This is a genomic window from Alkaliphilus peptidifermentans DSM 18978, from assembly GCF_900101495.1.
Classification (GTDB): domain Bacteria; phylum Bacillota; class Clostridia; order Peptostreptococcales; family Natronincolaceae; genus Alkaliphilus_C; species Alkaliphilus_C peptidifermentans.
In genome coordinates this window covers 26,958-40,163 of record NZ_FMUS01000035.1, presented here as the reverse complement: position 1 = coordinate 40,163, position 13,206 = coordinate 26,958, and the positions used below count along the sequence as shown (strand labels likewise).

Annotated in this window: 10 protein-coding genes; 3 read left to right on the top strand and 7 right to left on the bottom strand. The window is 34.6% G+C overall.

Annotation, left to right across the window (positions count from 1 at the left end; all coding sequences use genetic code 11):
* Positions 1-755 precede the first annotated feature (755 nt).
* Together BLP68_RS19165 and BLP68_RS19160 are read left to right on the top strand one after the other, a co-directional pair.
* Positions 756-2,417 carry a S8 family serine peptidase gene (locus tag BLP68_RS19165; protein WP_091547155.1) on the top strand — a complete coding sequence of 554 codons (1,662 nt, stop codon included), beginning with the start codon at positions 756-758 and terminating at the stop codon, positions 2,415-2,417.
* 210 nt (positions 2,418-2,627) lie between these two features.
* Positions 2,628-3,620 carry a lipoate--protein ligase gene (locus BLP68_RS19160; RefSeq protein WP_091547153.1) on the top strand — a complete coding sequence of 331 codons (993 nt, stop codon included), beginning with the start codon at positions 2,628-2,630 and terminating at the stop codon, positions 3,618-3,620.
* 31 nt (positions 3,621-3,651) lie between these two features.
* On the opposite strand, the gene lpdA is transcribed toward BLP68_RS19160, so the two are convergent.
* The 5 genes from lpdA to BLP68_RS19135 all read right to left on the bottom strand — a co-directional run bounded on the left by lpdA (position 3,652) and on the right by BLP68_RS19135 (position 11,171).
* Positions 3,652-5,037, bottom strand: a complete 1,386-nt coding sequence (gene lpdA, locus BLP68_RS19155; protein ID WP_091547151.1) for a dihydrolipoyl dehydrogenase — start codon at positions 5,035-5,037, stop codon at positions 3,652-3,654.
* Positions 5,038-5,050: 13 nt separating this feature from the next.
* The gene (locus tag BLP68_RS19150) at positions 5,051-6,328 is read right to left on the bottom strand and encodes a dihydrolipoamide acetyltransferase family protein (protein WP_091547148.1); all 1,278 of its coding nucleotides are present in this window, start codon (positions 6,326-6,328) and stop codon (positions 5,051-5,053) included.
* 15 nt (positions 6,329-6,343) lie between these two features.
* The gene (locus BLP68_RS19145; protein ID WP_091547146.1) at positions 6,344-7,321 is read right to left on the bottom strand and encodes an alpha-ketoacid dehydrogenase subunit beta; all 978 of its coding nucleotides are present in this window, start codon (positions 7,319-7,321) and stop codon (positions 6,344-6,346) included.
* Complete coding sequence (pdhA, locus tag BLP68_RS19140; RefSeq protein ID WP_091547144.1) at positions 7,322-8,407, bottom strand: pyruvate dehydrogenase (acetyl-transferring) E1 component subunit alpha; 1,086 nt, start codon at positions 8,405-8,407, stop codon at positions 7,322-7,324.
* A 355-nt stretch (positions 8,408-8,762) separates the two neighbouring features.
* Positions 8,763-11,171 carry an excinuclease ABC subunit UvrA gene (locus BLP68_RS19135; protein WP_091547143.1) on the bottom strand — a complete coding sequence of 803 codons (2,409 nt, stop codon included), beginning with the start codon at positions 11,169-11,171 and terminating at the stop codon, positions 8,763-8,765.
* Positions 11,172-11,369: 198 nt separating this feature from the next.
* On the opposite strand from BLP68_RS19135, the gene BLP68_RS19130 reads away from it, so the two are divergent.
* The gene (locus BLP68_RS19130) at positions 11,370-12,176 is read left to right on the top strand and encodes a dimethylarginine dimethylaminohydrolase family protein (protein WP_091547141.1); all 807 of its coding nucleotides are present in this window, start codon (positions 11,370-11,372) and stop codon (positions 12,174-12,176) included.
* Here BLP68_RS19130 and BLP68_RS22505 read toward each other — a convergent pair.
* Positions 12,162-12,299 carry a double zinc ribbon domain-containing protein gene (locus tag BLP68_RS22505; protein ID WP_408606043.1) on the bottom strand — a complete coding sequence of 46 codons (138 nt, stop codon included), beginning with the start codon at positions 12,297-12,299 and terminating at the stop codon, positions 12,162-12,164. The two genes, BLP68_RS19130 and BLP68_RS22505, sit on opposite strands and share 15 nt — an antisense overlap.
* Positions 12,300-12,443: 144 nt before the next feature.
* Positions 12,444-13,178, bottom strand: a complete 735-nt coding sequence (locus BLP68_RS19120) for an ABC transporter ATP-binding protein (RefSeq protein ID WP_176759117.1) — start codon at positions 13,176-13,178, stop codon at positions 12,444-12,446.
* Positions 13,179-13,206 lie beyond the last annotated feature (28 nt).

The following is a 13,206-nucleotide window of genomic DNA, read 5'->3' as shown; positions in this document are numbered from 1 at the left end:
ATTGTAGATTATATAATAATCAATTTAGACTGTCAACACTATTTTTGAATATTTGTGTTTATTTTTTGAATATTTATTAGCGTTTTTGAATGTTTATTAGTATACACAGCTATTATTATCTATGGAAATTAAAAAAACTAGTGTATATTATTACCTCTGTTAAAAATATTTATCATATCTTTACCCAATACTATTGATATTTCTATTCCATATCATTTGCTGCCCTTCTAATTTATTTTCTTTGCTATATCATATCGATTTCTCCCTATAACCCAAATATTGCTATAAAAAAGCTAGAGATTTTTATTTTAGAAATGCTATTTATTTACATATAATATACATATTATGTAACTATATCCTAAAATTCCACTTATTTCCTGTTTTGAAAAATTATATTATTCCTAGAAAATAATTTTAAAACTAATAGATATTTGATATAGAGCTGCTTAATTTAAATGATTAAGTATATTTCTAAAAAGCGCTAAAAAAAATTTATTTAATTTACATAATTTTACAAATATTCCAATTAATATGTGCTACTATATAAACAATATAAAATCGTTTCTTTTTAATTCATTGTAGTGTCGTATTAAATGGCTTTAATTTTATCAAGTAAGTTTTCAAATTTATATAATTACTAGAGTTTCCCTTTGTAATACCAATAAGGAAGGAGTGAGTGTAATGATGCAGGACTTGTGACGCAATTCTTTATTAACTGAAAAAGTATAATTATTAATTAAAGGAGGTTTATGTTAATGAAAAAGTATTTGAGTATCATAACTGTATTACTTATGATAATGTCAATGTTTAGTTTTTCATTTGCTGATGAAGCAACTCACATATCATATAGTAATACCCAAGAGTATGTTGAAGGACAATTGATTATTTCTCTGGAAGGTGATTCTTATTCGATTCAGAAAACAGATGATTTGCTTGCTGAATCCCTACAGGACAATGGATTCGCAGTTGTAGACTATTTCCTTAATTTAGGACAGGAAAATAGTGTACAAGCCATGAGTAATGAATTTAAAGAATTAGCATTAAAAACAATGGGTGAAGTTTATTTAGTTGAGTATTCAAAAGACTATGCTTCCATTGATGATGCTATAAGTGAGCTTAAAACTCTATTAACTAAAAATGGATTGTCAGTTAAATATATTGAGCCAAACTACACAGTTCATGTATTAGATGATGATGTATCTATTAATATGCACAATAATCAAAGATGGCATTATGAAATGATAAATGCGCCTCAAGCTTGGAATATCACCACTGGTTCCAGCAATGTAAGAATGGCAGTTTTAGATACTGGTATTGATCATAATCATGTAAGCTTGAGCAATTTAGTAAACACCAGCTTAGGAAGAAGTTATGTTGGTGGAACAACAATGGACAGGCATGGACATGGGACCCACGTGGCCGGTACCATTGCAAGCTATGGAGTAGTATCAGGGGTAATGAAAAATGCTACACTTATTCCTGTTAAAGTATTAGGCGACGATGGATCTGGATCAATGTATGGTATACAGCAGGGTATATTATATGCTGCAAGTATAAATTCCGATGTAATAAACATGTCACTTGGAGGAGGAGGCTACAGTCAAAGTGTTAATGATGCCTGCCAAACAGCTGTAAATAACGGTACTATTGTTGTTGCAGCCTCTGGAAATGATGGAAAAGCAACAATTTCCTATCCTGCTGCCTATAGCAGTGTCATCGCAGTCGGCTCTGTTACTTCCAGCAGAACAAGATCATCTTTTTCAAATTACGGTACAGGCCTTGACTTAGTAGCTCCAGGATCAAATATTTATAGTACTTACCCAAATAATCAATACAGAACTTTTTCAGGTACTTCTATGGCCAGCCCTCATGTTGCAGGTGTAGCAGGACTGTTAAGATCTGTTAATCCTAATATAACACCTACTCAAGCTCGTAATATCCTCAAAAGCACTGCTCAACCAGCAGGCTCAGCTTATGAATATGGAGCAGGTATTGTAGATGCCTTTGCTGCTGTACAAGCTGCAGGAGGCGGAACACAGCCTAATGAAACGGTAACAGCATTGGCTACTAACAAAACCTCTTATCTACGTGGTGAGAGTGTAACCATTACAGCTACGGTTAGAAATCAAAATAATAATCCATTACAGGGTGCTACAGTTCTGTTTACAATTACCCGTCCAAATGGTACTACTCTAACTCAAACTGCAACTACCAATAGTTCAGGTGTTGCTACATGGACTGTAACATCTAACTCACAAACCGCTTTGGGCACCTATACTGTTAAGGCAGATACAACCTTAAGTGGCTATGCTTCTAGTTCTGCTACAACAACCTTCCGGATTGTCAGTAACATTGCTACTGATGAAGATGTATCGGCAGATACAGTTGTTCCAGATTCTACAGCTGATACCTTCTAAAAGCAGGGTATATATTACTACCTTATATACTACTGGAATATAGAGTATAATTATATTAAGGGTGGAGCCATGAATATTTAACGGCTCTACCTTTAATTTCTTCTAATATAATATCTAAATTAAAAGATTTGCTTGATTATTGAATCTTGTTATAATTGTCGTGGCTGGGGTATATCTTAGAAAAGATATTTAATTAAAGGAGGTAACACAATGATTCGCATAATAAATAATTCTACTGATCCTCATTTCAACCTGGCATTGGAAGAATATGCATTAAAGCACTTGGATATAGACGACTCAATTATTATTCTATGGCAAAATGAACCCTCAGTAATTATTGGAAGAAATCAGAACACTATAGAAGAGATAAACAACAAGTACATAAAAGATAATAAAATCAATGTTGTACGTCGTCTTTCAGGTGGGGGAACTGTGTATCACGACTTAGGCAACTTGAACTTTACCTTCATAACCAAGAGAAGTAAGGAAAATGCACGTAACTTCGAGATGTTTACAAAACCTGTAATTGAAACATTACAACAATTTGGAGTTCCTGCAGAATTCACAGGTAGAAATGACATTAGTATAGAGGGTAAGAAGTTTTCGGGAAATGCTCAATATACATATCAGGATAAGCTACTTCATCATGGTACTATCCTCTTTAACTCTGACTTAGCTGTAGTTCAAGAGGCATTGAATGTCAAAACTGAGAAAATTGAATCTAAGGGTATAAAGTCAGTACGAAGCCGTGTAACAAACATCCTTCCTTACCTTAAGGAATCCATTACCTTAGAAGAATTTAAGACAATACTGGCAAAAAATATGTTTGCTCATTATCATCAACAGGCCAAAGAGCTTCAACTAAATGATGACGATATAGTAATTATTAAAAAGCTAATGGATGACAGATATATCAAATGGGATTGGAACTATGGCGAGTCTCCCGCCTTTACCCTTCAAAAAAATCGCCGTTACCCTGGAGGAAATTTAGATATTCGTATGAATGTAAAGGATGGCATAATAGAGGATTGTAAAATCTATGGGGATTATTTTGGTCAAATGGATACTAAGGATTTAACAGATCAGATGATTAAATTAAAATACGAGGAATCTGCAATTTTAACCCTATTAGAGGAGATTGACTTTTCTCAATATTTTACCCACATTAGTAGAGATGAATTTATGGATTGTTTATTTTATTAAGTATTTTTAAAGGGATGGATATCCATCCCTTTTATTTTTTGAAAATATGAATTGGCTTATCTATAGCTCCATGAGCAGCCTCCATAACTATTTCTGATAATGTCGGATGGGGATGAATGGCCTTTGCCAGTTCATGAACAGTCCCCTCCAATTCCATAGTTGTCACTGCTTCAGCTATCATATCTGTTGCATGGGCTGCCAGTATATGAACACCTAGAACTTCTCCATACTTCTTATCTGCAACGATTTTAATAAAGCCTTCACTTTCTCCCTCTGCCAAAGCTTTGCCATTGGCAGCTACAGGAAAGGTGCTAATTATAACCTCATGTCCTTGTTCTTTTGCTTCCTCTTCTGTAAGGCCAGCTGAGCCTACTTCAGGAAATCCATATATACAGGATGGTATCTTATTATAATTAATACTTGTTGACTTACCCAAAATGTTTTCTACTGCAGCAATTCCCTCAGCTGATGCCACATGGGCAAGATTATACTTTCCATTTACATCTCCTATTGCATAAACACCTTGGATATTTGTCTCCATCCTGTCGTTAGTTGAAATCCCCTTTTTATCTATCTTTAAACCTAGATTCTGTAATCCTTCAACATTGGGTCGATTACCTACACTTATCAGGATTTTGTCTCCTTCCAGTATCAGTTGTTTTTCATTGCTTTCTATACTCATACGGTTACGCTGTACTGATAAAATATTTGCATTAAAATGAATGGTAATTCCCTTTTTCTGCATAATACTTGCCATACTATCTCTTATATCCTTTTCAATATTGCCTAAAATTCTGTCTGATCTTTGAATTATGTTTACTTCTACCCCTAAAGCATTATAAAGGATTGCAAACTCAGTGCTAATAACTCCACCGCCCATTATAATCAATCGTTTTGGAAGCTCCTTAAGCTCGAGAATCTCTTTGCTGGTGATGGCAATTCCTTCATTAATAGCTTCCTTCAAGCCATCTACTTCAGGAATATAAGGCGAAGCACCTGTTGCAATAATCAAGTTTTTTGTTTTTAGGATGTCCCCTTTGACCTTTATGGTGTTTTTATCGACAACTTCTCCATTACCCTGATACAATTCTACCCCATTACGATTCAGCAGAGTCTTTACACCACCAGTTAACTGCTTTACTACCTTATCCTTGCGTTCTTGCATCTTAGGCCAGTTAATCCTAACCATGCTTTTATCCTTTATTTCAATTCCGAATTTCTCTGAATCCAACATATCTTCATAGATCTTGGCACTTTTCAAAAGGGCTTTGGTGGGGATGCACCCCCAATTAAGGCATACCCCGCCAATTTCACCCTTCTCAATTAGGGCAGTTTTAGCACCCATTTGTGCAGCTTTTATGGCGGCTACATATCCACCTGGTCCACCACCTAGTACCACAATATCGTAATTTTTCATAATGTCAACCTCCTCAGCTAAGAATCAAAAGCATCGGATTACTTAGATACTCTTTAAACCTTTGTATAAATCTTCCTGCATCTCCACCATCTATTACCCGGTGATCGATACAAAGAGTTATAGCCATTATATCTCTAATGGTGATTTCTCCATCAATTACCACAGGTTTTTTTGTTATTTTTCCGACTCCTAAAATAGCCACCTCGGGATGCTTAATAACTGGTATTCCTGAGCCAGCCCCCACAGCACCGTAATTAGTTATAGATATAGTTCCTTCCTGAAGATCCTTTATCGTTAAAGTTTTATTCCTAGCACCTTCTGCCAACCTGGATAATTCATTGGCAACCTCAAATAAACCTTTTTTGTCTGTATCTTTTATTACAGGAACTAATAATCCATCTGGGGTATCAGTGGCTATTCCTATATTGTAGTATTTCTTTATAATTATTTCCTCTTTTTCCTCATCATAGCTTCCATTGAAGGTAGTATATTCCTTTAAGGTAAGGGTTAATGCTTTAATAATAAATGGCATATAGGTTAGCTTAACGGCCTCCTTAGTAGCAGTTTCTTTAGCTTTTTCTCTAAACTTAACCAAATCTGTTACATCTATTTCATCCATAGCAGCTGCATGGGGAATAACAGATTTTGATAGGACCATATTTTTTGCAATAGTCTTTCTAAGCATGGTTAATGGTACCCGTTCTTCTCTTTCAGTAGCTATCCTCTGTGGTTCATTATTTAAATTGGATGAATTATCTACCTTTGAATTTCCCGATGCATTATCTAGTTCTTCCTTAAAACGATAAATATCTTCCTTCATTACCCTTCCAGCTGGTCCTGTTCCATCAATTTTGTTTATGCCAATACCTAAATCCTTTGCCAGTCTTCTTGCCACTGGTGTTGCTAACGCTCTTGTTGAATCCTCTGTAGCTTTTTGCTGAGCACTTTCTTTGCTTTCTTCAATAATTTGAGAAGAAACAGTAAGCTCTCCAACAACTCCTGCACTTTGCTCTTCATCTTCACTTACTGGTTCTTTTTTGGGCTTTGACTCAGTGCTACCATCATCTATTTTAACTACCACCTGCCCTACATGGATGACATCACCAGCTTCAGCTAATAGCTCTATGATCTCTCCTTTGGCAGGGGATGGAATTTCTGCATTAACCTTATCAGTTTCCACTAGGAACAAGGAATCTCCGTCCTTTACCTTGTCACCTACCTTCACCATCCACTTAAGGATTTTTCCTTCGTGTATTCCTTCTCCAATATCTGCAAATTTAAACTCTAACAACGTCCTTCACCTCCTCTAGTATTCAACTATTTCTTTGATTTTCGATACAATGCGATCTGGATTTATTAAATAGTGATGCTCTCCCCTTGGTAGTGGAACAGTAATGTCAAAACCAGTTATTCTGGTGGGAGGTGCTTCAAGATAAAGGAAGGCCTCTTCGTTGACGATGGATATCAGTTCAGCAGAAACACTAAAGGATTTAACTGCTTCGTGAACAGCTACGAATCTCCCTGTCTTTTTAACTGATTTAATTATTGTGTCCTTATCGATGGGAGAAATTGTTCTCAAATCTATTAGCTCTACTGCTATTCCTTCCTTCTCCAACTGTTTTACTGCCTCCTGCACTTGAGATACCATAGCTCCATATGTTACCACTGTAACATCCTTACCTTCCTTAACAATTTTAGCTTTACCTATCGGGATAACATAATCATCTTCTGGAACCTCTTGTTTAAAGGCTCTATATATTCTTTTTGGCTCTAAGAAAATAACTGGGTCTGGATCTCGTATAGCGGCCAAAAGTAATCCCTTTGTATCATAGGGAGTAGATGGAATAACCACCTTCAAACCTGGTGTATGGGCAAATATAGCTTCTAAATTTTCTGAATGATGCTCCAAAGCACGTATACCACCACCATAGGGGGTACGAATAACCATTGGCAAATGATATTTTCCTCTAGAACGATTTCTCATCCTAGCTGCATGGGCAATAATCTGATTTATTGCTGGTAGTATAAATCCAGAGAATTGCATTTCAACAACAGGCTTAAGTCCATTTACGGCCATTCCAATGGCAGAACCCACTATTCCTGCTTCCGCCAAAGGAGAATCGAAGCATCGTTCTTTCCCATATTTTTGCTGTAATCCTACTGTAGCACGAAAAACGCCACCTTCATGACCTACATCTTCTCCATACACTACAACTGTTTTATCCCTTTCCATTTCGTGATCTAATGCATGATTAACTGCATTCAATATATTCATTAATGGCATTTATTTTTCACTCCTCTCAAGATATCCCCTGTATTCCTCAAGCTGTTCCTCGAGATTGGGGGTCATGGTTTCATAATGATATAAGAATATATCTTCCAATGGAGTTTCTCCTGAATTTTCAACTTTTCTAAAGGTTTCATTGACAAATTCTTCGTAATCTTCTGTTTGCTTTACATCTTCCTCTTCACTCCACAAGTCTTTATTAATCAAGTAGTTTTTGAATCTTATTATTGGGTCCTTCTTAGCCCATTCTTCAACCTCACTATCTTCTCTATAAATGGTTGGATCATCAGAGGTGGTATGGGGTCCTAAACGATAAGTTACTGCCTCTATCAAAGTAGGTCCTTCTCCTCTTCTTGCCCTTTCCACAGCTTCTTTTGCTGCCACATACATAGCAAAAATATCATTTCCATCCACCTGTATTCCAGGAATACCATAGGCTATGGCCTTTTCTGCCAGAGTTTTAGTCTTGGTTTGTGCATGCCTTGGTACTGATATGGCATACTGATTGTTTTGAATTATAACAATTAGTGGTGCATCAAATACTGCTGCGAAGTTCATTCCTTCATGGAATTCACCATGGGAGGTCCCTCCATCTCCAACAAATGCCATTGTTACATGATCTTCTCCTTTATACTTACTGGCCATAGCTAGGCCTGCTGCATGATTTATTTGGGAAGCAATTGGTACTGATACAGGCAACATTTTAACATTTTCGGGGAATTTACTTCCCATTTCGCTACCATACCAGTAAAGGTATATTTGCTCCAATGAGACTCCCTTATATAGCCATGCCCCCAATTCTCTAAAGGCTGGCACCATCCAATCTCTGTCTTCTGTAGCTGCTATTGCCCCAAGCTGTGCTGCCTCCTGCCCACGATTAGGAGCATAGGTAAGCATCCGACCTTGCCTTTGATACTGTAATGCTTTAGTATCAGCAACCTTAGTTAATAACATCATCTTGTATAAATCTAATAACCTTTTATCCTCTAGTTGAGGCATTAATTCTTTGTTAATTATATTTCCTTCTACATCCGTAATAGATAGCATTTTTCCTTCCAAAGGTGAAAATTTATCAAATAACATCCTCTTACCTCCTTGTTTAACATTAAGTTATATATGTTATTTGTTATTTACCCTAATTCTCAATTATTAACAATTTTTATTTAGAAAGATTTTGTACTTTTTTGTAACGACTATATAGTAAGTAATTCATACTAAAAAGAAGACCTACAAGGTCTTCTTAGACTGATGAAAAACCCCCATCTTCTTCGTTGCTTCGAAAACCTAGCACCCTTACGTATTACGTATACGCTGCAGTCGCTAGGTTTTCTTGCGCCTTGAATCTGCGGTTTTTTGATCAGTCTGCATTTTGATGACTTTGTCATCAACCTGAGAAGACCTACAAGGTCTTCTCAGATTGATAACAAAGCAATATTTATCAATTATTAATAATTGAATTTAAATATACACCAGTATGTGAATTTTCTTCGTTAACTATTTCTGTTGGATGTCCTTCAAAAACTACTCTACCACCCTTTATACCACTTTCTGGTCCAATTTCTATTAAATAATCACATGCAACTAAAAATTGTGGGTTATGTTCAATTACAATAACTGTATTTCCTCTATCTACTATTTTTTGAAAAAGGTGTATCACTTTTTCTGAATCATAAAAGTGTAAGCCAGCGCTTGGTTCATCGAAAATATATAAATAGCCTTTTGAATCATCATCAATTAAATCTTTTGCCAGCTTAATTCGCTGGGCTTCTCCACCTGAAAGTGTTGATAGTTCTTGCCCCAGCTGCAGGTAGCCCACACCCACTTCAACCAGTAATTCTAGTTTCTTGCTTATTTTTTTATTCTGATTAAAAATATCCCGTGCTTCATCAATAGATAGCATTAAAATATCATTTATATCTAATCCTTTCAGTTTAACCTGTAGAACTTGATTATTAAATCTTTTACCCTTACAGTCAGGACAGTTTACTTTTACATCTGGAAGAAAATGCATACTAGTTGTAATACTTCCAGTTCCTTTGCAGGTTTCACACCTGCCTCCCGCTGTATTAAAGGAAAAATGGCTGGGTGTTAAGTTTAACGAAATCGATTTATTGAGTTTACCAAACATGCTTCTTATATCATCATAAATACCAGTATAGGTTGCAGGGTTAGACCTTGAAGAACGACCTATGCTTTTTTGATTTACTACTCTTATGCCTTGAATATTTTCTAACCCTTTAATATTGCCACAGTTTTTAAAGGAGTAACTATTGTCCTTGTAATACTCTATTAATTCATTTGCTATTACATTGATAAAAATAGTGGATTTACCTGAGCCCGACACACCGGCAACCCCAATAAGCTTCCCTAAAGGTATTCTAATATTTTCATTGTTAACATTGTGGAGTCTAATATTTTCAATTGTTACTTCAGCTTCAGTTTTTTTCGAAATCTTCTCCTTTATACCCAATGATTTCTTTAGAAAGCCTCCTGTTAACGAGTTTTGATTACTCATAATTTCTTTTAAAGTTCCTTCTGCTACTACTTCTCCACCCCATCTACCTGACCCAGGCCCCATATCAATAATATAATCTGCAATTTTTATTGCACTCATGTGGTGTTCAATCATTAAAAGGTGATTACCTTGATTTTTAAGCTGAGTAAGTACCTCCAATAGGTTTTCAACATCTTTTCCATGGAGACCTTTTGTAGGCTCATCTAGGATGTAAAGCACTCCACTTAACCCTGAAGATAACAAATTAGCAATTTTTAATCTCTGGGCTTCACCGTTTGATAATGTTGGCATTGACCTAATTAGGCTTAAATAGCCCACCCCCACCTTTAATATTTTTTTAATTCGACTCTGTAAATCTTGAATCATTGGACTTGCAATTAAAATCTCATCATTAGATAAATGTAATTCTATTGTTTTTAACCATTTATCTAGCTCTGATATTGACATATTTTGAACTTCAACTATAGTCTGATTTGCCAGTTTCACATCTCTAATATCTCTTTTTAATCTCATACCATTACAGCTTGGACAAATGGTCTCATGGAAATATTGCTCTAATTTCTCTCTACCATTCTTGTTATTTGCTTTTTCCGAGTATCTTCTATTAATATTGGTGATAATCCCTTCAAACTTTCCATCCTTTGAAGTCTTTGGTGGCATATCTTGGGGATAAAGCTTGTTCATTTCCTCACTATCAGAACCATATAGGAATAATGTTTTTGCACCTTCATTATAATTGCTTATGATATCGTTAAAGTTATAATCATATCCATAATGCTTAGCTGCATTGATTAGTACTTCTGAATTACGACGAATATAGTGAATATCCCATTCTTTGACTGCTCCATCAGCTATGGATTTTTCTAAATTAATAAGCTGAGATAGCTTAACTTCGTTAATTGTTCCAAGACCTGTACAGTTTTCACAAGCTCCATCGGGCTTATTAAATGAAAACTCTGCAATTGACCAACCTTTATTAATACCGTCTTTTTTCCCTAGTTTTGAAAACAGTAACCGTATATAGGAGTAAAGCTCTGTGACAGTTCCTACTGTTGATCTAGGATTTTTGTTGTTCAAATGTTGTTGAATACTAATAGAAGGTGGTAAGTTCCACACGCTATCACATTTTGCTTTGGATACACCGTCAGTTATCATCCCAAGGGATTCCATATATTGTCTTCTTGATTCATTATCAATTATATCAAAAGCAATGCTAGATTTGCCTGAGCCAGACAAACCAGTTATAACAACTAATTTATTTTTGGGAATCTTGAGATCGATATTTTTCAAATTATTTGCATATGCATTTTTTATTAAAATATTATTTGACATAAAAACACCTCCTGAAATATTGTTTAAACTATTTGTATGGTTAATTATAAACCTTATCAAAAGTCTGGTGGTATACTGGAGGGTTTAAAATTATTCGTTGTCTTGGATATTTTTATTTAACCATTTAGAGTTAAGAAATATTTTTGATTCATTTAGTGAAAACTATATAATTAATAATCTATATATGGAGGCGTTTCAATGAATATATCCTTTAATAATGAATATGATAAGCTTGCAAGTTGCATTATAGCCTATCCTTGTAATATTCAAGTGTCTAGCAATATCTCACCTGCTGGTCAAATAGATAAGCTAATTGCAAGTAAGCAGTATAATAAGCTTATAAATACATTGATGGATAATGATGTGAAGACATATTTATTTGACTTAAATGGGAGTACAGCTCAAGTTTTCACTAGAGATATCGGATTTGTAATTAATGATATACTTTTCGTATCGAATATGACACAGCCTGAACGACAAACAGAAATTGCAGGTTTAATTGATTTAGCTAAACAACATAATATCAAAAATCATATTATGACAAATAAAGCTGAGGGTGGTGATATTTTAGTACATCAAGGAAAGTTATTTATTGGAGTAGGAAACCGAACTAGTGAAGAGGCAGTGGAAGAAATCTTACATGTGTTATCATTAAACAACTATCAATATGAGGTTATTAAAGTTTATTTTAATAAAACAAAAATTCACTTGGATTGTGTTTTTAACATACTTGATAAGAATACTTGTATTACTACTATAGATATTTTTAACCCTGAGGATGTTTTAAAACACTTTGCTAATGCTATAGAAATACCCATTGAAGAGCTAGATTCCCTTGCTGCAAATATAATAGATATAGGTAATGATATTATTTTATGTAGCAGTGAGGCCTTCAGTAAATCACTTAAAAGACATGGTTATAAAACAATATATATTGAATTTAATGAAATTATAAAGGCCAGTGGCAGCTTAGGATGTTGTTTAATGCCTTTACTTAAAGTCTAGAACTGTTGTGTCACACTTTGGACATTTATCTGGATGTAGTGCTGGAGCAGGAAATGCGTATCCACAGCCAGCACAGAATTTTGAATCACTAGATATTTCTTTGTGACAATTGGAACAGTTCATCAAACTAGAATTTGAATTGTTAGTTTGTGGAGATACATTTGTTTTTTTGGTATCCACCTTATTGGATAGCCGCATCTGTTTGAAATATATTTATAGCCACCAGCCATCTCATTGTAACAAAAAATTTTTATAAGTAAGTATACATTAATTTTCTTTTAAGGTTTTACTATTTGTTTGAATACTCTCTAGCAATATCTCTTTATAAGTTCTCATTTCATTTTCTTTATAACTTCTGTTATTCTTTAGAATTTCAATAGTTATGTGTTTTTTATAGGTCAAAGGGGGCCCATCAAAAATGTGTATTTCATCTGACATGTATAGGGCTTCATCAATATCATGTGTAACATATACTAATAACTCTCTTTTATTCTGCCAATAGTTGATTATGTAATCCATTAATGTCTTCTTTAGTTCTAGATGCAGACCTTTAAAGGGCTCATCCATTAACAGTATATCTCCCTCATATGCAAATGCTCTTGCAATAGCCACTCTTTGCTTCATACCCCCACTTAATTCATGGGGATATAAGTTTCTATATTTATCTAACTCTACTAAATCTAAGTACTTATTTACAAGCTGTTGCGATTCATTTTTTGTATATATACTTTTTAAAATAAACATTACATTTTCTTCCACTGTTGCCCAAGGTAATAATCTGTCTTCTTGAAAAATGCACGAAAAATTCTTATTATAAAACCCATATATTTTTCCCATTTCAGCAGATATTAAACCTGCAAGAATGTTTAACAATGTAGTTTTTCCACATCCTGAGGGGCCTAAAATGCAGTGAATAGCTTTTGATGTAAAATCCAAAGAAAAATCATTAATGATATTCAATTTACCATAGTTTTTATAAATATCCTTAACATAAAACTCCAATTTTTTTCCCCCAATGTTTTATAGAGTT

What these genes read in the sequence shown, in the direction of transcription:
- BLP68_RS19130 (WP_091547141.1), top strand. Translation starts at nt 11,370, where the DNA reads ATGAATATATCCTTTAATAATGAATATGATAAGCTTGCAAGTTGCATT.
- BLP68_RS19165 (WP_091547155.1), top strand. Translation starts at nt 756, where the DNA reads ATGAAAAAGTATTTGAGTATCATAACTGTATTACTTATGATAATGTCA.
- BLP68_RS19160 (WP_091547153.1), top strand. Translation starts at nt 2,628, where the DNA reads ATGATTCGCATAATAAATAATTCTACTGATCCTCATTTCAACCTGGCA.
- BLP68_RS22505 (WP_408606043.1), bottom strand. Translation starts at nt 12,299, where the DNA reads ATGAACTGTTCCAATTGTCACAAAGAAATATCTAGTGATTCAAAATTC.
- BLP68_RS19145 (WP_091547146.1), bottom strand. Translation starts at nt 7,321, where the DNA reads ATGCCATTAATGAATATATTGAATGCAGTTAATCATGCATTAGATCAC.
- pdhA (WP_091547144.1), bottom strand. Translation starts at nt 8,407, where the DNA reads ATGTTATTTGATAAATTTTCACCTTTGGAAGGAAAAATGCTATCTATT.
- BLP68_RS19135 (WP_091547143.1), bottom strand. Translation starts at nt 11,171, where the DNA reads ATGTCAAATAATATTTTAATAAAAAATGCATATGCAAATAATTTGAAA.
- lpdA (WP_091547151.1), bottom strand. Translation starts at nt 5,037, where the DNA reads ATGAAAAATTACGATATTGTGGTACTAGGTGGTGGACCAGGTGGATAT.